Source organism: Methanococcus voltae PS, assembly GCF_024807035.1.
Taxonomy (GTDB): Archaea; AGJL01; Methanococci; order Methanococcales; family Methanococcaceae; genus Methanococcus; species Methanococcus voltae.
Window position 1 is genome coordinate 24,081 of the sequence record NZ_JANUCQ010000002.1, and the last position, 26,859, is coordinate 50,939.

Here is a 26,859-nt window from a genome sequence, read left to right on the forward strand (position 1 = left end):
TCCAATTTATTATATTTAACTCTTTTTATATGACTTAATTAGAAATTGTTTAATAATTATAAGTATACAATTTTATTATTTTATTATTAATATAAAACAACTATTACTTTTAATTTTGGTGATTATTATTGAATAGTTTCACAAAATATTTAGGCATTTATTCCTCAATTTCTTACATAATTTGTTATATGACTACATATGGGGAACTTCCTAAAGATATATTATTAAATAATAATTTTTTGATATATTTTATAATGGTTTTGCTAACTTATAAAATTTTAATGGACAATAGGTCTCCAATATTATATTTTTTGTATATGAAATCTTCAGATGCGTTATATAATTATCAAAAGTTATTAGTTGAAAAATATGGCCTTAATAAATCACAGTACGATGAAAAATGGATATATGCATATCTTTCACAATACTGCTTAACTCAGGTTAATGAAATAGATGATTCTTTAAGAAACTGTAGTTATCCTAAATTTTGTGATTTAACAACATCAATAATAATTTTCATATTGTTTCAATATTTTCATAATATATTAAATTGGCAATTAAAAATAATGGGATTTTTAATTATTATTTTATGGATACTTGCATATTTGGATATAAAACATTCGTATAACAATACGATAAGTATTTTAAAGGGGGCTTATTATGGGAAGATTTAAAATAAAAGATTTAGAAATAGCAGATTTTGGACCATTGGAATATACCCGTATGAATCGAAATATGGGTGAAAATGGATTATTTATTGAAGGAGGTCATAGTAGTGGTAAATCAACAACTGTTGATGCTATATACTATGCTATATTTGGAGAATCATGTAGTACTCGATCTTGTGAATATGCAAAAACTAAAATTAGTTTAGTAAATGATGAAAATTATATTCTTGAAATATACCGAAATTCAAAAAAAGCACATACTTTAAAAATTAAGTCCTTAGACGAAAATAATAATTTTAAAACTGAGGAAAAAATAGACCATAAAAACAACGTAAATAATAAATTATTCGAAATTCTTCAAATACCCAATTTTGATTTACTGGAGGCAAAAACTAAAATTTTATTACAGGATAGTGCTTATACAATGCGAAATTGGGATGCTAGTAACTTAAAAAGAATAATACCTTACTATACAGATTCCTTTGAAAATTATGAAAAAATAAAAATATTGGAAGATTCCATATCCACGACCAATAAAAACATACACAAATTAAATAACGAATTAACGAAAAAATCCGAAGATATGAATTCTTTGTCTGAAAATTTAAGTGACCATATAGATAGGAAAAATAAAATTGAAAAAGTTTTAGAATATCATGAAAAAGGATTATTTAAAGAATTATTTAAAAATTATAAAAAAAATAAGGAATATTCTAAAAAATATTATGAATTATCACAAAAATATCGTTCAAACTATATGAAATTACGCAAATTAAATAACGAAAAAAGGCAGACTTCCTATTTTGATGGTTCTGAAAAAGAGATAGTTAGTAAATTATTATATATCTTAGAATGTCCAGTTTGCGGAGAACATATGGATTCCAAGACAGTTAATAAAAATTTTAGTCCACAGAAATGTCCATATTGTGGTTCTGAAGATTATAATGGTGAGCTTTATAGGTTCGTTAAACAACAATCTGAAGAATCTCAAAAAAAATTAGAATTAATAAATAAAGAACTTAAAAAATTATATAATGAAAATAAAAATATAGAAATAGAAAAGGAAAAACTCTCAAAATCTATGAAAATGCCTGCAGAAACAAATTCTATAATAGATAATTTACTTGAAAAATATGATAATGGATCAGATTTGGAATTTTTAAAAAGTATTGGAGCATATGGTGAAGAATTTAAAAAAATAAGTGAAAGAATAAAAGAAATTGAAGAAGAAATTTTAAATGCTAAAAAAGAATTTAAAAAAAATGAAAGTAGTTTAAAAAAGTATAATAAAGAATTAAAGGTCTTAAAAAAATCTTTGGAAGACAAAAATTCTGAATTGGTAACTAATTCAGTTTTAGAATTCGAAAATTTACTTAATAATAATTATAAGGAACTTTTGGGGATTAAAGCTAAACGTGTTAGAATAAAGGATTACAAAATCGAATTAGTTCAAAAACTACATGAAAAAACAATAACTTATCATCTTTATGACGGAAATATATTAGGCGATTCTGAAAGAAGATGCTTAAATCTTGCATTAGTACTAACACTTTTAGACCTCGATAAAAAATATAATCTTACAAAATTAGGATATATAATATTGGATGATCCAACAGAAGGTATTTTTAATGATAAAGAAGTCAATGAAGAAACGAAGAACAATATATTGAATAGGTTAAAAAAAGAAATTGAAGCTGGAACTCAAATGATAATTTTAAGTTCAGATTTGGAGTGCAGTAATATATTGAATATAGAAAAGGAAAAAAAACAATTTAAACAAACTCAAATAGATGTAAATAGTCCGACTGGGTTATTATAGGGGGTTATGGTATGTCTAAAAAAATTGATAAAGACCTATTTGAGTTATATCCTTTATATCATAGTAATGAAATAGAAGGTAATAAAAAATATATGAAAATTTGCTATGAGATGGAATGTAATTTATATGACGAAGGGTATCAAGATATTATTCATAATGATTTTAAAAGAAATCAGTTTGGTCCGAACAATGGTGGAATACTTGATAAATTAACTGCATATTCGATATTAAAAAAAGTGATTTTAAAAGAAATAAATGGTATAAAAAGCTGGGAAATTACTAGTGGAGGCATTAGCTTTTTAAAAAGTAGGATTTCTTTTTTTAAGAAAACTAATGATAATGGAGAACTAATCATTGAAAATATGGAAAAAGTTGTTTTAAATACTAAAAATAAATCAGGATATGAATTAGAAAAAGGTGAAAACGTACAAAAATATAAAAAGGAAACTTTTTGGGGAGATGATAAAATAATTAGATAATATTAATCAGTTAAACAACCTAAATTTTCAAAAAATTCGATATATTTAAAATAACTTAAACATTTGAATAAGTTCCCCATTATTTTCCGTTTGAACTTTTTGAAGATATTTAAATCCATTATTTTTATAAAAATTCATCAACTTTTCATATTCTTTACATTCTATAAGAACAACTTTTCCACCAACTACTTCCTTAGAACGGTATAATAAATCAAGAGCGTCCTCTAAAAGCATACTTCCTGTTATAATATCTTTTGAAGTTCTAAAATCATCATTTATTGCGAGTTGACCTATAAGATAACCAGGCGTATTTTTTAAGGTTTTATCGCCAGTTATTTTTTTAATAGTATTTTTAGAAACTTCATCGCCAAACTCAATAACCTTTAAAGCGATGGTAATATAACCTAAAAATTGAAATTGGTTGTTTTCTGAACCGTATTTTATGTAAGTTCTGCCCCTATTATTATTTTCAAAATTAATTGCAGAATCGTTTAAAAAGGTTACAAGTTCTGGTTCTTGATTACATTTAAAAAGAGAAAAAATTTTTGATTTACATGAATCAGTATCATTATTAAGATTTTCTAAAATAGTTACAAGTGAGATAATATTTGTTTGAATACTGATTCACCTTTCTTAAGTTCTTTTTGCATATCTTTTTTAGGAACGTAATGTTCTGTCTGTTTTTCCAATTCTTCGCTTAAAATCTCTGCGGCTTCTTTACTTAGTACAAATTCTCTTGAAAATGATGAAGTAGCCATAGTATCACCCGCATTTTTTGCAGTTTGTTTCCTACATATTATCTGTGTTATTATTTGTTTTTATTAGTATATATTGTTAACGGGGTTAACAAGGTACATAAATTTGTTGGATTACTTAATTATATTATATTATATTATATGCTTGTCTTGAGATAAAGCCCCTCCTAAAAAATACGTATGTTTCTCAGAATTTGGCAAAAAAATTGAAGTTAAAGAACGGGGTAAATTTGAATAGAATATTACATATTTATTTTAATTATTCAATGGGTATAACTTCATATTTATATATCTTTTAATATATTATAATATGTAAATATATAAGTATATAATATATGAGGGGGTAATATGGAAAATAAAATAATTAGGGCAATAGGGTATAAAAAAAGACTAAATATAACATATAACAACGGTGGTATTAGAGTAATTGAACCACATGCTTATGGCACAGATCTTAATGGCGTTAAAAAATTAAGGGCTTACCAAAATGGAGGATATAGTGAAAGTGGAGAACCTTACGGATGGAAACTTTTTATTGTGAGAAATTTGAATAGTGTTCGACCATTAGATGAAAATTTTAATGTTAGATCAGGCTACAATTTTAGTGGGGATAAACATATCCCTAATATAATACGTAAAATATAATCTTAAATATTTTAATTATAATTTTTATTTTCTAAATTTTTTATATTCCATTTAATCACTGTTTTAAATCTATCATCTATATATACGTAATCTAATTATACAATTTAATTGAAATAATATATAATAATTAGATATCAACTAATGGGTGGTGTGATGAATATCAAGAATTACGACCATTTCAGAACAATAATTTCTGAAAAGTTAGCACAAAAGTCAAAAGAAACTGATAGACGGTTTTATGGATTGGAAAAAGAAAAAATGCCCTTAAACAGTGCAGAACATCCCTATGCAGTCAGAAAGGAGTTTGAAAGAGACAGGGGGAGAATAATGTTCTCCAAGTCGTTTAGGAGATTAGAACATAAAGCTCAAATTTATACTCATGAAAAAGGAGACCATTACAGAAATAGATTAACGCATACTATTGAAGTATCTCAACTTTCAAGAAGTTTGGCAAAGAATTTAGGATTAAATGTGGATTTAGCAGAAGCAATTGCAGTAGGTCACGATATTGGACATACACCTTTTGGACATGAGGGGGAAAGAGTATTACATGAAATTATGTCTGGCAATAATAGTTTAGGTGGTAAAATAGAATACAATTTACCGCATGGTGGTTTTAAACATAACTATCAGGGTTTAAAAGTATTGGATATTTTAGAGTGCAGGCACGAAAAATCTTTTGGGCTAAATTTAACATGGCAGGTTTTAGAAGGAGTATTAAAACATACTCGTACCAAATTAAAAAAATGTGCTAACATAGATGAAAATGATAAAAAATTAAGAAAATATGGGGATTGTAAAAATTGTAATTCAATATGTTATGACTTGGAAAAATTTTTAATTGACGAAGAGTTAATTAATAAAAAAATTATTAATGCAGGAAAGCACTATAATAAGAATTTTAATAATTTTTTAAAGGATATGGCATGCTATGAGAATTCTGTAACGTTAGAAGGTCAAATTGTAGCAATTGCTGATGAAATTGCACAAAGACAACATGATTTAGACGATGGTTTACGTGACGAAAAGTTAGGTATGGAATATGGCAAATTATTAAAAACTATTACTGAGGCCATAACTGATATACTACATAAAAATTCACAGGAAAGTGACGAAAAAGCATATTCTTTATTAAGTGAACTTTTAAACTCTTTAGAATGCCATAAACAAAAATACCAAGAGTTGCAAGAATCCACAGAAAATAATGAATTTTATATTAAAGAATTATTTATTAGAGACATTATTGACTACTTTATAAAAGATGTATCTTACACGTCTTTTGAGAATATTTATAAAAATGAACATTCAACCAAGGATTCCACAAACCCTTGTGAAATGGAACAAATCAAAAATGAAATGGAAAAATATAAAGATTTTAAATATTATCCTTATGAGGTAATAACCTTTTCAGAATTGGGTGAGGAGTTAAATAAAAAATTGGAATCAATAATCAATAAAATTTGTTTATCTAATGACGTTCGTAGATTTGATGCAAAATCCGAGTATATTATAAAACAACTTTATAAAGCATATTATAATAAACCAGAACAATTATCCAATGCCGTTATAAAAATAATTGAATATCGATTAAACAATGCAGTAAAAAAATATTTTTGTATGTTAGATGAAGATTCCTTGAAACCTAATCCTCAATATTGTAGTAAGGAAAATAATATTAGATTTTTAACCTTTAATTTTGAAGATGGAATTAGTAAACCGTTAGAATTACCGAGTGGAGAAAAAATTTCAATTGTTAAACTCTTAAAATTAGATTCCTTAGAAATTATCAAATTTTTGGAAGAATATAGTGGAGAAAAAGAAATCAGTACATTATATAATAAAAATGAAGAAGAAAGGTTAAAAGATTACTATACTGAATTATTGAAAAAACCATTTAAAAATATTGATTCAAAAGAGAGATATCTTAGATTTATTTTAGCATGTAATTACATATACATGTCATCAATTTGTGATCATATCGCATTAATGACCGATAGCTATGCTAAAAAAGAATATAAAGCGTTATATATGGAATAACTTATTCCATAATTTATTTTTTTAAAATTATTATCAATGAGGTTTTTTATGTTATTAGATAGTGTACATATTAAAAATTATAAAAGTATTGAAGATTTGGAATTAAATTTTAAAAATAATTGTACTATTTTATTAGGAATTAATGGAAGTGGTAAAAGTAACATTTTAGATGCAATATGCTGCGCATCATCTCGCTATGCTCGTATTGTAAATTATGATAGGGATTGCAATAAAAATGCAAGAAGAAAAATGAAACCAATTGAGATTACTTATTATTATAAATTAACTAAAGAAAGTTCTTTTTATGACTACTTAGTTTCTAAAAATATTGTAGGTGTGGATCCTTTTTTGGATAAAGTTTATTGCACTAATAAACTAACTATTGAAAATGGTAAAACTTATGATTACACTTATAAATTTAATCAAGAATTTATTGAAAAAATTGCCATTAATAATACTTATGATCCAGCAAATAAAATTTTTAACCCCGTTACAGTTTTCGATCCATCCAAAAATACCGTTAAAATGTTTATGAATGGCCAATCTAATACGGAATATATTAAAACGGAAATGATCGACGAAGAACTTGAAGGTATCGTAAGTGAATTTAAAGATACAATAAAAGGATTAGGTCCTTTAAATGTTAATTATTGGACCAGAGAACCCCAATATTTACTAATAGGTGACGTAAAAGTAGTTGACATGCGAAATAATATTGAACATAATATGCCTTTAAGAAATATATTATACATATACGGAAAAAAAGAATTAGGATTTAATAATGATGAAACTGAGAATTTAGAAAAGTTAAAAAATGCATTAAATTTAATAATGAATGATGAAACCGAGAAAAAAACCTGTAAAGTATGTTTAACAAAATTAATAAATGAACATCTTGCAGAGGTCTGGCCAAATCATACTACTTATTTAGATATAGATATTGAAGGTATTGGGGAAAATGCAGTATTTAAATTTACCGTTAAAGATAAAGGTCTTGATAACAATTATTATAAAATGAACGAACGTAGCGATGGTTATAAACAATTTATGTCCATACTATTATCTATATCTACGGGAAATTTATGTGATAAGTTTAAGAACTCGATATTGGTAATTGACGAACCTGAAAAGGGGTTACATATAAGTGCAATCGAATATTTAAGGAACGAACTCATTAGAATTTCCAAAAATAACAATGTTATAATATCTACACATTCTCCTTACATAGCAGATAAAAATAAATTAAACCGTCATATCAAAGTCCATAAAGAATCTGGAAAAACCCGAATTGAATATATATCTAAAGACGATCCATTATGTGACGAAGTTATTTATCAAGCTTTAGGAACGTCCATTCTAAATATAGTTTCTGAAAATGTTATAGTTTTTGAAGGTTTAACGGATGCAGAAGTTTTTAACTGTATGACTACAAAACTCAAAGAAAATGATTTTGATATTGCAGACATAACTGCAATAAATGCAGAAGGTGCTACAAACGTCCACCAATATATAAAACATTTGAAAAACAATAAAATAATACAAAGCTATGTATTTTTAGACTCAGATAAAGCAGGTAAAAGTGCAATGAAAAAGATAAAAGAAGATACATTAGAATATTCAAGTCGTTGTTTTTCAATAACTGATGTGTTAAATTATAGTTTTGGCGAATCAAAAGAAGAAGTGAAAAAAATACCTAATAAAAATCGAGAATTAGAAGATATGTTACCTGTAGAAAAAGTTTTAGAAATAGCTTCAAAAATTTTTGAACAGGACTTTAAAGAAAAATATAATAAAAATTCTACAAATACCCTATTAGATCAAATAAAACATTTATGTGTATCGAATAATGTTTATGATAATAATAAGACTAATTTAAAAATTATGATTTGTAGAAACGTATGTAAAGATATTAAAGATAATGATATGGAATATTTAGATAAAAATTATCCTTTATATGTAAAATATGTAAAAAATATCCATAATATTCTAAAATCTCAGGGATTAAATAATAAAAATAAATAACTATTTACCTAAATATCTATAAAGCGTAGCTTTACTCACATTAGTAATATTACTAATTTGAGATACGGAATACTCTCCAGAGTTATAAAGCTTTATAGCCATAGATAATTTATTAGAATCTACCTTAGGACGTCCACCAACTCGACCACGAGCTCGTGCAACTGCTAAACCGTTCTTAGTTCTTTCAGAGGTTAAGTCCCTTTCAAACTGGGCTAACCCTGCAAAGATAGTGAAAAGAAGCTTACCATGTGCTGAACTCGTATCGAGCCAGGATTCCTTTAAACTTTTAATCTCAACGTTTAAAGATTTACAGTTTTCAACAATTTCAACTAAATCTTTTGTACTTCTTGAAATACGTGTAAGTTCTGTAACGATTATTATATCTTCATTAGATAAACTATCAAACATTTTAGTAAATTCAGGTCTATTTCTTATAGTTCCTGAAATCTTTTCCAAATAGATTTTTTCACAACCTACTTTTTTTAAATCTTGAACTTGTCGTTCTAAGTTTTGGTCTTTTGTCGATACTCTTGCATAACCTATAATCATAATTATCACGTAAAGTCTCATTACTTATCTATTTTGTAAGGTTTTGATACCTTGATATTGATACTAAGTTTTGAGAATTATCCCTATATAAAAGATGTTAATTTCTTAAAAAAAGTGAAAAGTCTTAAAAACGGTCGTTTTTGATAATAGGTTAAAAAAAGTAAAAAAAGTAAGTAATAAATCTAAATTATAGGGTAAAGTTCCCAAATCTCTCCTAAGTCTTCCATCTCTAAAAGTTCTTTTTTATTATCAACTTCATATTTTCCAGTTTCTTCATTATAACTTAGGATTCCTATAAGCATCTCTAAATTAAAGCCTTTTTTAAGTACTCTATCGATTTTATAAACTTTTTTATAAACTAAATACTTTTTACCATCTTTAAATTCAACCCCATCTTCTTTTACACCAGTTTTAAAACTTGAATCGATAAAAAACTTATGCTCATAACTCGGTTCTGTAATTAATTCCATTAAAACCACCCTAGTAAATCGTTACTTTTTTTCTTTTTATTAGTATTTTTATTAGTATTTTTAGATTTATTTTTTGTAGTTTTTAATTTTTTCTTTTTCTTTTTAGGAGCTTTAACATATTTACTCGTTACTTCTTTATCAATATCCTTCAAAGCTTTAACATATTCTTTTTCTTGGTTTTTAAAGATATTATAGAATGATTTACCTTTTTTAACAATATTCTTATCCATTATAAAGGCACTGTGCCAATCTGCAAACATTTCTTTATTAGATTTTCGATATTTAATATGTTCTTCTCCATCACGATATAAAAGTGGATTTAACAGCTGTTCTTCATCGTACGGATTTATTTTCTTAGTTATTTTAATTACTTCATTTCTTAGTTTTTTAGGATTACGGCCTAATTTATGAAAATCATAAAATCCTGAACGGTCCTTTTTATTTTTAATATTTCTATCGTATGCGTGCCCCAATTCATGAGCATAGATTCTGTCAACATCGTTTTTATCTTGATACGATATATCTACCCTAATCCTACCCTGTGAAGGTATTTTAGACGTTTGTATTCCCTTAGGATAATATTCAAATACTCCATCTTTAGTTTTCCATCTAAATTTCCTTTTTTGAACTTTTGGAGCTCCAACATGCTTATGAACAAATTCTAATCTTTTATCGATAAGTTCTTTTGGTTGTGTGTCAATTCCCCTAATATCATAAGCTTTTGGATTCTTTTTCCACTCTTCAATCTGTTTTTTCTGTTTTTTACCTTGCTTAATAACTCTTTTTGATTTTAATAGGTCTTTATGCTGTGCATCCACAGGCATCTTATGAAAATGTTTTCTTAACTTTTTCATCTCTTTTTCATCTGGAACATAATCTTTAGTTTTCGGTTCTTTCTTAGGTTTTTCTACCTTTTTACCTTTTTTACCCTTTTTAGGTTTTGGAAGTCTACAAGGCGTATCGTATCCTTCCAAATCTCCTTTATTTGGTGCGTTTGTATAACCACCTACTGCTTCTTTATATACAGTTTGTGCTCTCTTAGCTCTATCTATTGCAATGGCTCTTTTAGACCTAGTATCTACAAATTTAGCTATGGTTTCACCTCTTAAATACTAAATAAAAATAAAAATAATAAACAATAAAAATAAATGAAAAATAAAATTAAAATAAATGAAAATAGATAATTATTAAAGTTCAAAAATAGATTTTATATCGTAATGACCAGATTTATTATATTTTTTAGACTTAGATTTCTTCTTTGTTTTGGATTTATTATTATCTGTTTTAAATCTTGGTTTTGGAAATTCAAGCGGTGGATATTCTTCAGGTATTACTTCTTTTTTACAAATTATATCCGCAGTTTTTGGTTTTATATTCTGTAATTTTTTAGATTTTGGATTATATTTGTTATTTTTAAGCTTAGATTTTTTAGAAACTTCTTTTTCCAATAAGCTTTTTTGTTTTGAAATCGTAGAAGTTAACTGTTTTTCCAAGTTTGCAGTTTTAGTTTCTGTTGATGTTAGATTTGCCATTAAATTATTTGTTTTTTCACCAATTCCAGTTAATTCCTTTGACATATTGCTTGATGCTACACCAATACCTAATAAATTATTTGTTTTTAACCCCGTATTTGTTTTAGAGTGACTTTTAAGTTCTTTTTCTAACAAATTATTTGTTTTAGATTGATATTTTGTCCTTGCATCTTCCAAAGCTTTTGTTGTTCTTTCTGAAATATTTCCCTTAGATTCCTGTTTATAAGCTGTTCTTTCAGATTGTTTTTGTATCTTTTTTGAATTCCGCGTTGCATCATACAAAGCCTTATTTTTTTGAGAATAATTATTATTTCTATAATTTCTCGCTTTTTGATAATTAGTAGGATTTTTACCCCCTAATAGGTTGTTGTTAACTCGGCCTGTTCTAAAATTTGATTTAAAACCTGATTTATATACACTTCTAGTACCAACCCCTAATATCATATCTGCATTTGCTAACTGTGCATTTTGGAATTCCGCCACTATTTCCAGATTTTTTACCTCATTTTTCTTAACTTCATCTAACAACTTGTAGTAATCTATCGGTTTATTGTGCTTTTTAATAACATCATTTGCATATTTGTAAGTAGAAAGCTCTTTTATTTGTGATTTAGTTAATTTTAACTTTTTTATTTCAGATTTAGCTATTTTTTTAGGTTTTCCAGAATTATCATTTAATTTTAATTGCTGTCGCTTTGGATTTTTAAATTCCTTTAAATATTTTTTATTCTGTTTATAAAATTCAATTTCAGGGTCTTTTATTAAATTATCATTACCTTTCTTTTTAATTTTTTTAGAATTTTTAAGTTCTTCTTCAAATCTTATAAATTCTCTGTCTTTATTTTTTATCTTTTTTTCAGTAAGTTTTATTTTTTTAGGGTTTTTAACATTTATCTCTTCAATTGATATGTCAAAACCATCTATAAGTTTATTTTCTGCTCTGTTTCTTAATTTTATCAATTCTTTTCGATTAATAGATTTGATATCGGACTCCAATAAATTATTTATTTCTTTAAGTGCATAATTATACTCTTTATTTTTCATATAAGCTTTAATATTATTCATTTTACTTTTTACATTTATCTCAGAGCTTGAAAGCTCTTTAAGCTTAGAATCTGTTTTTAAATTATTTTTAAATTCTTTATTATATTTCTTGTTAACTTTGTTAGTAAGCTCTTTTTCCAAATTTATTTTAGGTTTAGAGTCCTCAAAAATAATGTTTTTATTTTTATTGACGTTTTTAAGCTCCCTTTCTAACATACTATTTTTCTTAGGTTTTTCCAATAGTGAAGTACCTTTACGAGTTTGTTTTAAATTTTTTGCATAATTGGCGATACCTTTATCCAATACTATTTTTTCAGTTTTGAACAAACTTTTATAACCTGATTTTGCAACACTTCTTGCTCCTAATACCATTAAAGGTAAATTTACCATACCTGCCACGTTTTCCGCTGAAAAGTCTCCCTTAAGTGCTTTTCCATAAGGTGTTACAGTTCCGTGATACGTGCCTTTTACAGTTGTATCCACAAATTCATTAGACAATCTACCAAACGTTTTATCATTAGATATTAATTTAGCAGATTCTACTCCTGCAGTAGTTCCAATACTCCCTATAAAATCAGCCATACCGCCTGCTACATTACTCGATACTTTTCGCCCAAATACTACGGGTGCAGTGTTATATAACGGATTTTTTTCAATATCTTTATCAAAATGTCCCATGGCAGTAGTAGCTTGAGTCAATACCAGATTATTTGAAGCCAATAGTGGCAAAGCTGTATATATGGCTGTTTTAGCCCCTGCATCATCCCCTAATTTAGATATTTTATCGACTGCCCAATTAACACCGATTTGCTCTTTATACCAGTCTAAATTCTTTTCATCTTCTATTTTCTCTTCTTTCCAGTATTTAGGTTTAGTTTCTTCAATTGTAAGTTTATTTCTTTCCCAATCGTAATTTAATTTTTTATCGTTAGCTAATGTCATTGAATCAAGATATTGACTATCAATAGGTGTAGAATTACCTGAAAAAGTATTCTTTTTAGGTTTTACACTATCAAATAACCCTTTTGTAGAATTATATTTCTTCTCCCATTCTTGTCTTTCTAATTCTGATTTTGAAGTAGTTTTTATATTTGTATTGTGTCTAATTGGGGTATTATTTTTATTATAATTCCCAGATGCACTAGTTCTCCAATTTGAAGATTCTTCTTTTTTTGCATAGATATTATACCCTAAATCTTCCTCATTTTCCCATCTTTTTTTATCATTAAACGATTTAAAAGACCTATCCGCTTCTTCTTGTTTAATTGTTTTTTTATTTCCTTTATTCGTTATAAATTCATAATCAAAACTTTCAGAATATCGTTCTGAATCATCTATGATTATTCTTCTTTTACCCCCTCCTGACGTATAATATTGAATTGAACCTTTATTAAAAACACCTATTACTTCATTAGTTTTTTTATCGTAAACGACTGTAAAATCTTTGTTTTTTTCATGTAGAACCACTTTTGAAGCATCGTAAGTATTAGTATGTGTTTCAACTTCTTTTTTAGTATTTTTTGAGCTATCTTTATAATATCTTGACGTTACATAAGCTTCATTTTTCCAACCAGTTCCTGAGTTTGGAGCTTGGCGAGGGTCGTAATCTAAACCTTTATCTGTGAAATATTTTTTTCTATCTTCAAAATTCTTAAAGTGTAAATCATTTCGTTTAGTTTGTTGTGTTTGAGCTTCTTCCTGGTTATTTTGAATATTAACTTTATTTTTATTGTTATTATTGTTTAAATTGGATTTTTTATTATTTGCAGAATTTGGCACATTATGATATCTATTTCCCGAAGAATCCCCTTCTTTTTTAAATCCGTCTTTTGTTTTTCGATAAGCGTTTCCCTTATCATCATAATGAGTTTCACCACTTCTTATTGCACTTGGAGAACTTGAATTACCACCATTGTTTGAACTTGAACTTTTTTTACTGCTTCCGCCACTTGATTTACCACTACTCGAAGACGAAGAAGAACTATTTTTAGAACCGCCTGAACTTATCTTACTATTCGTAGATTTTGAACCTTTTGAATCAGAATAAGGAAAGCTTCCCATGATTTCACCCAATCGAATTAATTCTTAAAATAATTAAAAATATCAAATATCCAATTGTTATAAATGGAACAAAAGGAATATCTTTTTGTTTTTTGAAATAAACATAAAATAAGCTAATATAATTAGAAATTCCTAAAATTACAATAAAACCCCAAATTCCAGAAATCGGAATTAAGGAAATAAAAATTAAAATGTCACCAAAACCTAATTTAGTAAATCTACTGAATAAAACAAGCAATATAATTGCAAATAGCATTTCAACTGTATTAAAGCCTAATAAATAGCTATTTGCAATTAAAAAAATAATAGGTATTAAATTAATTACTTTTCTATCTGCAATATCTGTTAATGATAATAATATCAAATAAAAACAATTAATCAAAAATATCATAGTATTACTCTTTATATTTTCCATAGCCCCATCTAAGAACTATTATTATAGTATATAGCACAAAAAAATCCATAAAAAGACTTAATAAAGGTTCTAATCGTTTTAAATACATATTATACATTACAGAAGTCGAGAAACTACCCTCTATGAATATTGCAAAAGAAAAAACTATTAAAGCCATTGTAATAACTATTCTTCGCATTTCTTCTTGTATAGTATCTAATATATCCAACATTTTCACTTCTTTTAGTTGATTAATAAATTCACTTCTTTTAATTTTCGATTTCATCATAATCTACCTCTGTATCGTATGATTCATTATTTAATATTAAAAAATAAAATAAAACGCCAATTACCCCAATTTGTGCAATTTGAAAAATAGCAGTATTTTGAAAAGTAAAAATAAGTATAAAAAGAAAAGCAAGAATACCAATTAATTTATATTCTTTTTTCATATTATCACCTAAATACATATTGAATTATATATTGATTCAGAAATTTCAGAATAATTTTCTACGTTATGAATTGGATATTCATTTGAATCATGCGATTTGTTAGTAATATATAATCTAAAATCACCTGTGGTAAATATAGTCATTTTATAATGAATATCTGAATTAATTCCTTTTTTTAATACGAATTCAGAATCAAAAATAGGATTCACTTTATCACCTAAAAGAATATCTTTACAATTTTTCCAAATATCCAAACTACTGGAACTCCAATAAGAACTCCAAGAATTAAAGTAACCATACTTTTTAGATTAGTTAATGTTTGAAAAAGTACTGGGTGACCAATAGTAGCAGATTCTGCTACTGGATAGAGTGCCCCTACAATTATTGACAACAAATAGCAAAATGCTACCGTTGAAATGACTCCTATTCCTATTGACATAATCCAACCATTAGAACTTTTACGTTTTTCTTTTTCGTACATAATTCCACCTTAATAATCTTCTTTAGGCATTACAATCGGGTAAATTAAATTATAAGTCATCATAGCTACGAATATTGTATTAATGGCTGTTAGGGTAATGTTAATCGGTGATGCAGTAGCTATATTTAATATGTCTACCCCTAAAGTACCTAAAAGAACAAAATAGCCTGATTCAATTACCAAAGGTAAGATTTCATTACCGTCAGAATGAACATAAGCAGTAATTCCCAAACCTAATGGGATAATCAATGCAAGACCGATAGTATTCTGAAAAACGTAATTTAAAAGCCCAAATATATCGTGATTATGCAAAAAAGATATGGGAATTTGAATAACTTCCATAATTTCCCTCAATTATCGTATTTTATTATTATTATTATTATTATTATTATTATTATTATTTATTATATTTTTATTATATTTTTATTATATTTTTATTATATTTTTATTATATTTTTATTATCTATTTAAATATCTCAATTAGCGTTATTAAATAAGATAACCAAGTGGCAGAGCTTAAAAGTATTGCATAAGGTACTGGAATACCTAAAGCAAGCCATAAACCATAATTACCGGTTAGTAGATTAAATAAAAAGCCTGCTATTTTAGAAACCCAAATATAGTTATTAAATATGGCTTCTCCGAGATTTGTCGGCGTGCTTCCTGTTTGTTCTTTCACTTGACCTGTCAATTTTGAATCTCCATCGGGTACAATATCGGTATTTACATAAGGTATATGGTACAGACCTGCAATTGAAGATGCCGTTGTTATACAAAGTGAAAAAATAAAAATTACAGAAAAGATTTTTAAACCTTTCATTTTATCTACTCCTATTTACCCATTTTAGATTTTATGAAATAAACGATTGCAAGACCTGTAAAAAAGCCAACCGTTATAATAGATAAATTATTTTCTAAATAAACCGATAATATTGCAAATACACCGCCTGCCATTAATAATGACATGTGAAAATATGATTTAGGTACGATTAAAAGAGTTATCAAAATTACCAAGGCAATTACTAAAGAAAATAGTTTTGAATCGTTTGTATTTTCAGTTATTTTATTATTTATTAAAACCATAGTTTCCGATTGAATTAATTTATTAGATGAATCATAGATTTTTAAATCAACTTTAAACTGATTGGGGGTATTATTTATATTATCAATTATTGTAGATTTGTCAATTTGTATAATTGTCATATCACTTGTTATTTTGTAATTATTTGTATAATTTCCATAATTTGATTTAAATTCAACTTTTAACGTTTCCTCAGAACTCGATTTGCCATAAATTATGACACACTTATCGTTTTGTGTAGCGTGTATTTCTAAACCAGTATTGCTATTAGAATAAGGTAGTGATATATCTTTTGCACCATCTACGGTTAAATCTTTGTAAAAAACGTCATTTATGTATATTTTATAAACTTTTCCGGTCATTAAATACGTATTTAATTCTTTCGTATTTTCACAGATTATTTTGTTATCGGTTGATTTTACAGTTATCTTGTCATCATAATAGGAGGATAATCGCACTTGAGATAAGTAGGAAGTCTTTGAGGGCATATAAATATTAATTATACTATTTTCAGAAGTATAAACGCTTCTAACTACGTTATTGTAAGAAACTACGATTAATGAATTTTCAGGTAATGAAACATTTATTGAATCGTTTGTATTTTTGTTTAAATTTTCAGTATTTATTACTAAACTATCGTTAAATTTTGTACTGTTATCTTCATAGTAAAAATTAACTAAATAGTTAATATATTCTATTTCTTGAACTGTAATATCGTAATTTTTAGTTATTTCGTTGTTATAAGTTATGGTGATAATATAATTTCCCGTTTGTGAATAACTGTGTGTAATTGTGTTTGAATTCATTGTATTTGATGAACCGTCACCCCAATTTACTATCGTTGTAGTAGGTAACTCCCCATTAATTATTAACTCAAAAGATTGCCCTACTTTTACAATGCTTGGATAGTCTACTTCATTTTGATAACCTGTCGAATAATAATCGATATTTGAATTTGAAGTTATGGGGTCTTCATTTAGTGTTGTAGTATACACATTAACATAATTTGGAGAATTTAAATCACTTATATTAATATCAATTTGATAATTATTTAGTGCATAATTGTTATTATTTTTTACAAATGCCTTTAATTTATTATCTTCAAAAATTTTAGTGATTTCAACATTTTTATCAATTTTTTGAACTGACAAATATTTAAAAGACATCGAAGACGAAGAAGAAAGCGATGTATCTAATCTATATATTACATATTGTGTGTTTCCCATCGTTTTATCTTTATATACACTGTATCCATCCGCCGAAGATACAATTTTATCAGAATACCAATCTATTGTGAATAATCGGTCGTTATTAGTTTCGGATATATCATCTGTAATATATTGTATAGATACGCCTGATTCGTAGTAAAACTGTCTATATCTTGAGTAATAATAGTCTGTATAGATATATTGGTACTTTGGGGATAAAGTACCAGCTTCTAACCTATAATCATTTATAAAACCAAAATATGTTCCTTTAATAATTTGTCCATTCATTTTTAAACGAGTATTATGTGTATACATTGTTTTTGTATGCATATTGCCTTTATCCTGGTTTGAATTTAAATATACTCTATTATTTGCAATGGTTGTTGTTGCACCATACCCCCATGTCCAATCGTTTGCATCATAAGTGGAAGCGTCACAATAAAAATCAAACACTTGAGTAGGACTACTTACAATTACGGGGTTAGATGTTTCTTCAATGTACACATTAGTCGTACTACTTGCCGGAATATCTATAATCTTGGCAGTTAAAACGTCGTTATCGATAAAATAATTACAATAATTTTTTTGAACAGTTATCGTTTCAGGTGTTGGTGGATTATCATTGTCAAATTTTACAGCTAACGTTCCAGTTTCTGTAATTTTCACATATAATTTACTTAAAATAATTGGTTTTTTATTGATTATTCCTTGAATATTTGTATTTTTTTGAGGAATTTCAATATTAATTTCTGAATTATCTTTTATATTTTCAGTACTCATTTCATAGTAGTAGTTGGTATTTTCAACGTTTACGGTTTCAGAAATCATATGCGAAGTGCTGTTTAAATCGATATATTGAATATTAAGCGTTATCGTTGGTTCGTTTGTAGTTCCCTTAACGATTATTTTATTTTCGGATAATTGATTAATTTTAAAACTATCTAATTTTTGAGGAACGATATTTCCATTCATATAAGCTACTATGTCTGAACCGTCTTCTTTTACACAATCGTAGTTTATTAAAGCATATTGGTGCTGTTTAAAGTACAATTTATCTTCATTATCTATAAATCCATTGTTGTTAAAATCAGGGATTCTATCGACTAAATAAATTGGAAAAGTTGCAGAAGTTCCTTCGAATTCTGTAACTTCAATATTAGTATAATAATTAAAATCAGCAGAAACGGAATTTATCGATAAAAAAGCTAATAAAATCAAAAAAAGAAAAATGTATTTCTTCATATTTTTCATAATATCACCCAATTACCTATAATATCCGTCTTCTGACTCGTATCCGTTTCTACTTGCATAAGCGCTAACTAATATGGCAACTATTATTAATGTCACAGATAAATTTAAAACTAAGACGATTTGGTCGTGCCAACCCATCATATCGGGAGCCATTTCCATTGCAATAGGATATAAAGCTTGGTCTATTGAAGAAACCGCAATAGTTACAACATACCATACAAATATGGTCATTCCGATTCCTACAATGGATAATATTAGTGTTCTTATTTTTTGAGATGTTAACATAATTCCACCATTTAACCATTTAACTTATAGGAATCGTCGTAGCGTTTGATACTACTGTTCTTGCTGTTTCATTTACTGCTTGCACAACCACATGGACGTCTTGCTGTCCAAATAACATACTTAACCCATAACCACCTAATAAAAGCATTACTCCACCTGCAATTAAAGCTATTATATAAAATTGAGTTTTGTTAAAGTCTTTGAGATGTTTTAAAATATGGTTTGCAGTTCTTTCCTCAATGAAACCTTGAACTCTCATAGGGTCTCCATCAAGTATGTAGTCATCAAAATCAGCTAAATTTACAAATTCGATAAATTTAGTATTATGAATTTTATTACCTGTTTTTTTATGTTTTTTAAGGATAAATAGCGATTCTCCTAAATTTTTATCTTTATATTTATCTACAATATAAGTGATAAATTCTAAATATTTCTTTTTTAGATTTGAATAATTTTCAGAATCATTATGTTTTTCATATTCTTTTAAATCATTTTCAATATCTTCATAAATTTCTAAATCTCTTTCATCAAAATAGCTAACTCCTGAGCCTGCAACTACTGCAAATTTATCCCTCATTTCAGATAATCTATCTTCAAGTTTTGTAATTTGTTTTTCAACCTTTGGGTCTTCCGAATAATCTTCGATAAGTGATTGATATTCTAAATAAGTATTAAAATACTCACCTATTGCATGAGCTCCATACGTTTGTGTTATTTTCTTTAAGATTACGGGTGCATCCCCCCTGATTGGTATACCCATACCTTGCCTAAACTCTCCAAATGGTATGTCCCATAATTTATCTTTTAACCTAATTCTTGGCTGTTCTACAACTCTTTTACCTATTTTTATCTTGGAAATATTACCGTCGTGTTCCCCTACGTGTATTTTACCCGTATTGACATCTCTTGCTAAAAAAGTATACTTTTTATTTAGCACATTGTACTTGAAATTAGCCCAAACAATAGATTTTGCATCCTTCGGTATTGCCGTTAACGTACAGAAAAAGCCAAAACCACATATAAAAGCGATAAATAGTGCAATGACTAATAAAATCATTAATATTATTTCAATCATATTAACCCCTCCTCATTAACCCGCTAAAAAATCCTCTTGGTTTTGGAACTTGATTGACGTTGTTGTGGTGCATCGTTTGAACAATATGTGTTAAGTCTGCAAATCTACCCTTATCGGATTTTGTAAGGTTTAAATTAGTAACTGCCCTTAAATGTTCTCGATTATATGAATTTTTACGGGATTTTAAAATATTCGGTTTCCCCCAATCTTTATTAGAAAATTCGTTTATTTTTAAATCCATCATCATTTCTTTTCTACTAAATTCATCAGTAACCGATAAAGCAGTCGATGCACCCAATAAATACAAATCAGGATTATTTTTATAATTATTACCTTCGTGCATTATTATTTTTAAGCTATCTTTGTTGCTTATATCCTGTAAATCAATTGCTTCGGTTACTCTTGAACTTGAAGCATATTGCGAACCATAATCTTCTGGTTCATTCCCATATTCTTCTTCATCTTCGATATATTCTTCTTCATCGCCATATCTTTCGTACTCTTCATTCATTATTCCACCGGTTGCCCATCCATTATTGTATACATTGTGATTATCAAATTCCATAATGTTATAATTGCAAAAGTAATCGTTAAATAAGTTAAATCTAATTTAATATCGTTAAAAACAGTATTTGCCGTTGCTATGGTAGTATTGATTGAGAAAATAAATGTGATAATTCCGAAAAAAAATCTTCGGAATTTAGGAAGTTGTAACATTGCAGTTAAAATAGTAGTTGATATTATCAATGTTACAGTTATTAGCTCCGTATACATATTTAGAAGTACGCTCTCATCTGATCGATTAAGAGTAATAATGGCATGAGTACCAAAAGACCAAATACAATACCAATCATAGCAATAATTTTATCGGCGTGTGGGGCTAACGCAGTTCCATTTAGTGCATCAGTCAAAGGTTCTAATAAATAACCCAATACAACCAAAGTCATGATTATTGAGATAAATATACCTCCAACAATACTTGCTAAGCTCCTAATACTTATTTCACCCCTTGAAACTCCTGTTATTACGTTTGCAAACATTTTTAAGTTTGCTTTAACGTTTTTCATATTTGTTAATAAGATTTGTTGCATATGCTACACCTTTTTAATTTTTTTAAAATAATAAATAATTAAATAAATAACTGAAAATAGCCTAATTTCTATTAATTTTTACATAATATCACCTCCAAAATGGAAAATAATAAAAAAACTTATAATAATTTGTTAATATCTCCAATACGTACGTATTGTTTAAGTCCTATTTTTACCGTCGATATTTTGTTTTGCTTTCTTAATCGAGCTACTTTTTGACTTAATGCCTTATAATTAATATCTGTTAGTTCTACGATTACATTGTAAGACATATAATCATTTTCAAAAAGTACGGGCGGTTTTTCATCGTATGTAGTTTTATAACCGCCAGGATTAATTTCTAAACCGTAATAATCATTTGATATTTGTGTTAAATTGTGTTTATTTGATAATTCAGCAATTGCATCGTCTAAAAAGTTTGAATAACCTGCATTTTTTAGAGGACGATACAAATTATAAAGTTTAGGTTCTTGACTCCATTTAAAAGTAAAAGTAGCGTTGCCATTACATTGTTTCATGAGTTCCTCGGGGTCATTTGAAATATACTGACCTGTTGAACGTAATGATTTAAGCTTAGTTGCAAGATTAAATTTATCTTCGCCTAAAAAAATATATCCAGTACCTAAATTTTTATTAACATCCAATTTACCCAACAGGATTATAATATCGGAGCGTTGAATAATCAAAGGTTGTATTTCAGTCATATTTGGTGTGCAATGTAAACCAATAGCTCCCGAGATTCTTGCATTACGATAATATTGTTTTAATCTGATGGATTCTTTTGTTGAGGCATCTTGAGAGTGCATCCACGTGTGTGCTTCATCGATTAAATAAACTATTTTTTTATTACCTAATTTATTTTGAGTTTGAATATATTCAAAAAATCTTATAACTTCAGAACCACCTGAAAGGTAGAATTTAGATTTAAGATTATCAAGAAAATGTTCATCTATTGTAGCACCCAATATCATAGATAACCCTGATTTACCAGAACCTTCCTTACCCATGATTAAAACCTGTAAATCGGACTCAGATGCAATTCTTGAATAAGATAATAGTTGAAAAAAAAGACAAATCGGTATATTACTATTATTTTGAGGAATGTAGTTTTTTAACATGTTTTTGAAGATATAGTTTTGATTCGTTTTCCGTGTTTTCCGTGTTTTCAGCATATTCACACCCCCTCTATATATATTATATAATAATATAAGTCGAGCAAAAAAAAACGATTAAAATTTTTTATTTTCTTTATTTTTTGATTTTAAAACTTCCATATTATTATCAAAAGTTTCAAACGCTTCATCAAAAGCTTTAGGGTATGAAGAAGTGAAACAATCTTCTAAAAAATCTATAACGGTTTTTGATTTTTTATTATACAAGTTATTGACTTTTATAAAACCAACCTGGTAAGCTAAGTTTTGTAATTTATCAAAATAGTATTTAATTTCATTTATATTAACAATGATAACTTTTCCATTTATATTATTTGTTTTTAATTTTAATTCGTTTATATAAGGTGCCATGTTTCTTTCTTCTTTCTTTATATATTCTTTTACGTGCGGTTTAAGGTATCTTTGCAATACATTAAGCTCATCGACAAGAGATTTTACATATTTTAAATTTGAACTGTTTTTTGCGAGACTCTCTAATTCGATTGCATTAATATAATGTTCTGCAATATATTTCCTTAAATCTAAATCTGCGATTACTTTACCCTGACCGCCATTTTGATTTTGGATATCTACGTTATATTTTTCTGAATTATTATATTTCATAACAACCCTCTGCAATCATATTTAATGCAATTTCTATGACTTGATAGTCAAGATAATTAGGATGATTTTGTTTAACGTTCTTTATTTCATTAAAAAATAGTTTTTTCTTATTTTCGGATAATTTATATTTCTTAGCAAGTTCGCCAGCTTTACTTTTAACCGTGTTCATTGAACTACAAGTTCCAGCATTAATAACTGCACTATTTAGTAGTGTTCCACAGCCTGTATCATAAATAACTGCAAATTTACCCGATGCGTAATAATCTCTTTGCCCCTGGTCAAGAAAAACTTCTTCACATCGGGGACATACTTTTAACTTCATAGTTCCACCATTCTACATCCCATATATACTAAAATGAGGGTGATGAGTAATTTAAAAATAGTTTTGAAATAAAGTAATTAATTAAATAATTCATAGTTAATAGTCCTTTATTTAAGGATATAATGAGGGGTGGGAAAATAGTAGGTAATCTATTCATTTGTTCATTAGGTCGACACCTTCACAAATGATAATATGATTTAAAACTTTATCATTTAAAATAGATGTTATTAAAAAAGTTAAAAAAAGTATTTTTAAATGTAATATTATACTTATTATACTTATTATATAATTATTCGTTATTTAATCTTAAAACTTGTATAAATTAACATTTCCTTTTATAACGCCCATATTTATAAAACCTTCATTATTTGATGAGCTATTAGCTCCAAATTTAGAATTATAATCATTATTTTCCAAATTATCTAAATTATCCAGTATATCTTTAAAATAAATTCCTTTATTGGATAATTTGTAAATATCTTTATTATTCAATACAATTTCTAAGTTTAACAGTTCTAACATTATCATATCTAATTCATTATAATCTATTCTTAAAACACTTTTTAATTCTTCAAATTGTAATTCTTTATTTACATGCAAACAATTAATTATTTCTTTAACATGTTCTTTTGAAATCAATTTATCCATCATAATAAACCCTCGAGATTTTTAATTGGATATATTAAGAATTAGTACTTAATTAGTTAAATCGTTAATTTAAATAATAATATTTTCTAAAAGATTACATATATAATTTAAGGTTTTAATGGGTTAAAAAGTTTAAATTTATAACTTGTAAAAAGTAAGAAAATAATATTTAATAATTAATATGCATCATCATGATGCGCATATTCTAAAATAACAATAGTATTAACGTCTTCTTTAAGTTCATATATTAAAACAAAAGAAGAATAAACGTGAATTAGGTAATTACCTTTTAATTCATGCTTTAAAGGTTTTCCACAATATGGATTTTCAATTAATTTATCAAATGCTTTATATAAAGCTTCTGCATGCTTTTTATCTTTTCTAGCTATTCTTTTAATTTTATTAGATAATTTTTCATTTGCAATTTTTAATTGCATTTTACCATCTCTTATAATGGTAATTATAAACCGAGTAATTCACGCCTATAAGCTTCACTAGTTATATCCACATTTTCCGAAGGCAAACTTTTTTTGTTTGCAAGCACTGACTGAATAAATTCTTCTTTGAACGTTTCTTTATTTAATATTTTTTCAGCGTATTCTAAAACGATATAGTTTATAGCTTCACTTTTATCTTTGAATTCTTCAGTCGTTTTTACCAAGTTAATTATTTTATTGGTACTTTCATCTAAAGTAATGTTTGCTTTTACCATTAGTTTCACCCACTTTTTCCGTGTTTTATTATTGTTTGTTGATCGTCGCCATATTTCGAATATTATTTATAAAATTTATAATGGTAAAATAAGTTATTTCAAGTTAGTCGAACTAACTTCGTATAACTTGATATAATGTATTCTTATTTTAGTATATATAATTACTTACTAAATAAAATTAAAAATTAAAAAAATAGAATTAATAGTTATTCTTCAGCCAAAATAATATACGTATAACCATCTTCTTTTTTAATGAACTCACACTTATCTAAATCGATTTTTTCGTCAATAAAATCCAATATATACGATTCAAACATTTCTAAAATATCCTCTTTAGTGGTGGATTCACCAATATCAATGTGTAAAATCATAGTTTCTTTTTCCTTACCATTTTCAAATGGTGTAATTTCAAAATCTGTATAATCGTTTTTAAATTTATATAATATTTTTTCCATATTTCCACCTCAAAAATTACAGAGTAATCATTTCTTTCTAAATTTCTTTTTTTGCTTCTTTTGGCTTATATTTTTTAAATATTCGTCTTTTAAGTTAGAATAATAATTTTTATCGATAAATTTACCATATTTTTTATTTTTTAGGAGTTCATCAATTTTAATTACTGCTTTTTTATAATTTTTCTTAGATTCCAATAATGTTATTTCTTCTTTTAAAATATCTATTTCTTGATTAATTCTTAAATTCGTAATTTCATCTTTTAATTTTTTATAACGTTCTAAATCAATATGTGGAACGTAGTTTTCATTCATAATTAGTTTATTTACACATTTAATGGCTTTAACATATTTTTTATTAGATAGATATTTCCTTATGTCTTCATTTAAATAATTAATTTCATCCGTTATTTTTTGTTTTTTTAAGTTTAATAATTGTTCTTCTTTTTTTAGCTTTAGTTCTGGCACCATCTCAGAATATTTGTTAATTCCCGTTCTTTGGTATAATATATTAGCATTATTTAAAGCAATGATATAATTACCATCTAAAAGTGCATCTTTTAAATTATTTTCAAAAAGTTTAGTTTCTTCTTCATATATTTTATTTTTAAGATTTAGATAGTACTCTTCTGAAATGTAGTTTAAATAATCATTATTGTTCAATAATAAATCGATATACTTTGTAGAATTTTCATAATCTTTTTTTAAATAATATAACTGAATATTTTCACGTAAAATGTTAACTTTATCTTCCGTTAATCTATTAATTAGATTATTTTTTAAATTTTGCAAATAATTAAAATCTACAAAATTTTGATATTTTTCATTATCCTTTAGAATACTATATACATATTCAAAATTTTCATAATCTTTATCCTCATAATAGTATTCTAATCGTTTTTTTAAAGATTCAATTTCTTCGAGGATAACTTTTCGAGCCATTGCTTCTTTTTCAAATCGCGCCTGTTCTAATCGTAATCTTTCTTGTTCTAATTTTTGATAATATTCGTTTTTAATTGCATTTTCTTTTTCCAAAAGATTTTCATACATATTTTTATATTCTATTTTGTTCGTATGCTCGTACAAAATCTTGCAATATTCTTTTATTTTACAATGATCTTGAGTATGGCTATCTTTAGAGAGTTCCCTTTCAAGTTTTGTTTCAATATATAAATCTTCAAATTCAGGCACATTATAATTTATATTTGATAAAACGTCTTTAAAATAATCGTCAGGCTTGTATATGGTCATGTCTCTCAAAAACATTTTTTGAATTATTTCCTTGGATTTTTGGGTATTATTATCTAAAAAATATAAAATTGCGTTATAAAATTGTATCGATAAATTAAATGTGTTAAAATAGTTATGATTATTTATTAAGTTTCTTGCTTCTTCATATTTTCCGTATTTCATCATAATACGAACTTTTCCAGTTACTGCAGATTCATTAGAGGGCTGAAGTTTTAATAATTCATCGTATTTCTCCAAATTTAATATATCTATTTTTTCGATATTCCTACCCTATGGTATAATAATATTAAAAAATCTTTA

The 26,859-nt window shown here is 26.5% G+C and carries 33 protein-coding genes; 6 read left to right on the plus strand and 27 right to left on the minus strand.

What is annotated here, in order from left to right:
• The first annotated feature begins 128 nt into the window (after positions 1–128).
• From M2325_RS03200 to M2325_RS03210, 3 genes are read left to right on the plus strand one after another with little or no spacing between them, the layout of a single operon-like run.
• On the plus strand, positions 129–674 hold the full coding sequence (locus M2325_RS03200) for a hypothetical protein (protein ID WP_259050937.1): 546 nt from the start codon (positions 129–131) through the stop codon (positions 672–674).
• Positions 661–2,487, plus strand: coding sequence for a hypothetical protein (locus M2325_RS03205; RefSeq protein WP_259050946.1), 1,827 nt, complete (start codon positions 661–663; stop codon positions 2,485–2,487). The genes M2325_RS03200 and M2325_RS03205 overlap by 14 nt, the downstream gene beginning before the upstream one ends.
• 11 nt (positions 2,488–2,498) lie before the next feature.
• Positions 2,499–2,966 (plus strand): hypothetical protein, encoded by a 468-nt coding sequence (locus M2325_RS03210; protein ID WP_259050956.1) that lies wholly within the window; start codon positions 2,499–2,501, stop codon positions 2,964–2,966.
• A 45-nt stretch (positions 2,967–3,011) separates the two neighbouring features.
• On the opposite strand, the gene M2325_RS03215 is transcribed toward M2325_RS03210, so the two are convergent.
• Both M2325_RS03215 and M2325_RS03220 read right to left on the minus strand, forming a co-directional pair.
• Positions 3,012–3,200: a hypothetical protein gene (locus M2325_RS03215; protein ID WP_259050958.1), complete on the minus strand. Its 189-nt coding sequence runs from the start codon at positions 3,198–3,200 to the stop codon at positions 3,012–3,014.
• Between the two features lie 356 nt (positions 3,201–3,556).
• Positions 3,557–3,724, minus strand: coding sequence for a hypothetical protein (locus M2325_RS03220; RefSeq protein ID WP_259050960.1), 168 nt, complete (start codon positions 3,722–3,724; stop codon positions 3,557–3,559).
• Between the two features lie 345 nt (positions 3,725–4,069).
• On the opposite strand from M2325_RS03220, the gene M2325_RS03225 reads away from it, so the two are divergent.
• The 3 genes from M2325_RS03225 (at position 4,070) to M2325_RS03235 (ending at position 8,425) form a co-directional block, all read left to right on the plus strand.
• Positions 4,070–4,366: a hypothetical protein gene (locus M2325_RS03225; protein ID WP_259050962.1), complete on the plus strand. Its 297-nt coding sequence runs from the start codon at positions 4,070–4,072 to the stop codon at positions 4,364–4,366.
• Positions 4,367–4,519: 153 nt separating this feature from the next.
• Complete coding sequence (locus M2325_RS03230) at positions 4,520–6,403, plus strand: deoxyguanosinetriphosphate triphosphohydrolase family protein (protein ID WP_259050971.1); 1,884 nt, start codon at positions 4,520–4,522, stop codon at positions 6,401–6,403.
• Between the two features lie 48 nt (positions 6,404–6,451).
• A complete protein-coding gene (locus M2325_RS03235; protein WP_259050973.1) occupies positions 6,452–8,425 on the plus strand; it encodes an ATP-dependent nuclease in 1,974 nt (657 codons plus the stop codon).
• Here M2325_RS03235 and M2325_RS03240 read toward each other — a convergent pair whose 3' ends face one another.
• The 25 genes from M2325_RS03240 to M2325_RS03360 form a co-directional block, all read right to left on the minus strand.
• Positions 8,426–8,974 carry a recombinase family protein gene (locus M2325_RS03240; protein ID WP_259050975.1) on the minus strand — a complete coding sequence of 183 codons (549 nt, stop codon included), beginning with the start codon at positions 8,972–8,974 and terminating at the stop codon, positions 8,426–8,428. It abuts the gene before it with no gap.
• Between the two features lie 182 nt (positions 8,975–9,156).
• Positions 9,157–9,444: a hypothetical protein gene (locus M2325_RS03245; RefSeq protein ID WP_259050986.1), complete on the minus strand. Its 288-nt coding sequence runs from the start codon at positions 9,442–9,444 to the stop codon at positions 9,157–9,159.
• Positions 9,444–10,418, minus strand: a complete 975-nt coding sequence (locus M2325_RS03250; protein ID WP_259050988.1) for a hypothetical protein — start codon at positions 10,416–10,418, stop codon at positions 9,444–9,446. Before M2325_RS03250 ends, M2325_RS03245 begins: the two co-directional genes overlap by 1 nt.
• 213 nt (positions 10,419–10,631) lie before the next feature.
• Positions 10,632–14,081 carry a hypothetical protein gene (locus M2325_RS03255; RefSeq protein WP_259050990.1) on the minus strand — a complete coding sequence of 1,150 codons (3,450 nt, stop codon included), beginning with the start codon at positions 14,079–14,081 and terminating at the stop codon, positions 10,632–10,634.
• 4 nt (positions 14,082–14,085) lie between these two features.
• Positions 14,086–14,496 (minus strand): hypothetical protein, encoded by a 411-nt coding sequence (locus tag M2325_RS03260; protein ID WP_259050992.1) that lies wholly within the window; start codon positions 14,494–14,496, stop codon positions 14,086–14,088.
• Entirely contained in the window at positions 14,477–14,764 is a 288-nt protein-coding gene (locus M2325_RS03265; RefSeq protein WP_259050994.1) for a hypothetical protein, read from the minus strand. Before M2325_RS03265 ends, M2325_RS03260 begins: the two co-directional genes overlap by 20 nt.
• The gene (locus M2325_RS03270; protein WP_259051005.1) at positions 14,745–14,927 is read right to left on the minus strand and encodes a hypothetical protein; all 183 of its coding nucleotides are present in this window, start codon (positions 14,925–14,927) and stop codon (positions 14,745–14,747) included. Before M2325_RS03270 ends, M2325_RS03265 begins: the two co-directional genes overlap by 20 nt.
• A gap of 8 nt (positions 14,928–14,935) precedes the next feature.
• Positions 14,936–15,136 (minus strand): hypothetical protein, encoded by a 201-nt coding sequence (locus M2325_RS03275; RefSeq protein ID WP_259051007.1) that lies wholly within the window; start codon positions 15,134–15,136, stop codon positions 14,936–14,938.
• A gap of 8 nt (positions 15,137–15,144) precedes the next feature.
• Positions 15,145–15,408, minus strand: a complete 264-nt coding sequence (locus M2325_RS03280; RefSeq protein ID WP_259051009.1) for a hypothetical protein — start codon at positions 15,406–15,408, stop codon at positions 15,145–15,147.
• A 9-nt stretch (positions 15,409–15,417) separates the two neighbouring features.
• On the minus strand, positions 15,418–15,750 hold the full coding sequence (locus M2325_RS03285) for a hypothetical protein (RefSeq protein ID WP_259051011.1): 333 nt from the start codon (positions 15,748–15,750) through the stop codon (positions 15,418–15,420).
• A gap of 121 nt (positions 15,751–15,871) precedes the next feature.
• Positions 15,872–16,099, minus strand: coding sequence for a hypothetical protein (locus M2325_RS03290; protein WP_259051028.1), 228 nt, complete (start codon positions 16,097–16,099; stop codon positions 15,872–15,874).
• A 140-nt stretch (positions 16,100–16,239) separates the two neighbouring features.
• A complete protein-coding gene (locus M2325_RS03295; protein ID WP_259051030.1) occupies positions 16,240–18,948 on the minus strand; it encodes a PKD domain-containing protein in 2,709 nt (902 codons plus the stop codon).
• Positions 18,949–18,960: 12 nt separating this feature from the next.
• Positions 18,961–19,233, minus strand: coding sequence for a hypothetical protein (locus tag M2325_RS03300; RefSeq protein ID WP_209732527.1), 273 nt, complete (start codon positions 19,231–19,233; stop codon positions 18,961–18,963).
• Between the two features lie 19 nt (positions 19,234–19,252).
• Positions 19,253–20,308 (minus strand): hypothetical protein, encoded by a 1,056-nt coding sequence (locus M2325_RS03305; protein ID WP_259051038.1) that lies wholly within the window; start codon positions 20,306–20,308, stop codon positions 19,253–19,255.
• 1 nt (position 20,309) lies between these two features.
• Positions 20,310–20,819, minus strand: a complete 510-nt coding sequence (locus M2325_RS03310) for a hypothetical protein (protein ID WP_259051040.1) — start codon at positions 20,817–20,819, stop codon at positions 20,310–20,312.
• The gene (locus M2325_RS03315; RefSeq protein ID WP_259051050.1) at positions 20,819–21,082 is read right to left on the minus strand and encodes a hypothetical protein; all 264 of its coding nucleotides are present in this window, start codon (positions 21,080–21,082) and stop codon (positions 20,819–20,821) included. Before M2325_RS03315 ends, M2325_RS03310 begins: the two co-directional genes overlap by 1 nt.
• Before the next feature lie 2 nt (positions 21,083–21,084).
• Positions 21,085–21,399, minus strand: a complete 315-nt coding sequence (locus tag M2325_RS03320; RefSeq protein ID WP_259051059.1) for a hypothetical protein — start codon at positions 21,397–21,399, stop codon at positions 21,085–21,087.
• A 119-nt stretch (positions 21,400–21,518) separates the two neighbouring features.
• Complete coding sequence (locus M2325_RS03325) at positions 21,519–22,571, minus strand: hypothetical protein (protein WP_259051061.1); 1,053 nt, start codon at positions 22,569–22,571, stop codon at positions 21,519–21,521.
• Between the two features lie 57 nt (positions 22,572–22,628).
• On the minus strand, positions 22,629–23,174 hold the full coding sequence (locus tag M2325_RS03330) for a hypothetical protein (protein WP_259051063.1): 546 nt from the start codon (positions 23,172–23,174) through the stop codon (positions 22,629–22,631).
• On the minus strand, positions 23,164–23,496 hold the full coding sequence (locus tag M2325_RS03335; protein WP_259051064.1) for a hypothetical protein: 333 nt from the start codon (positions 23,494–23,496) through the stop codon (positions 23,164–23,166). Before M2325_RS03335 ends, M2325_RS03330 begins: the two co-directional genes overlap by 11 nt.
• A gap of 306 nt (positions 23,497–23,802) precedes the next feature.
• Positions 23,803–24,147, minus strand: coding sequence for a hypothetical protein (locus M2325_RS03340; RefSeq protein ID WP_259051066.1), 345 nt, complete (start codon positions 24,145–24,147; stop codon positions 23,803–23,805).
• Positions 24,148–24,320: 173 nt separating this feature from the next.
• A complete protein-coding gene (locus M2325_RS03345) occupies positions 24,321–24,581 on the minus strand; it encodes a type II toxin-antitoxin system RelE family toxin (protein WP_259051067.1) in 261 nt (86 codons plus the stop codon).
• Between the two features lie 23 nt (positions 24,582–24,604).
• Entirely contained in the window at positions 24,605–24,856 is a 252-nt protein-coding gene (locus M2325_RS03350; protein ID WP_259051075.1) for a DUF2683 family protein, read from the minus strand.
• A 206-nt stretch (positions 24,857–25,062) separates the two neighbouring features.
• Complete coding sequence (locus M2325_RS03355; protein ID WP_259051077.1) at positions 25,063–25,311, minus strand: hypothetical protein; 249 nt, start codon at positions 25,309–25,311, stop codon at positions 25,063–25,065.
• A 27-nt stretch (positions 25,312–25,338) separates the two neighbouring features.
• The gene (locus tag M2325_RS03360) at positions 25,339–26,796 is read right to left on the minus strand and encodes a hypothetical protein (RefSeq protein ID WP_259051080.1); all 1,458 of its coding nucleotides are present in this window, start codon (positions 26,794–26,796) and stop codon (positions 25,339–25,341) included.
• Positions 26,797–26,859: the final 63 nt, after the last annotated feature.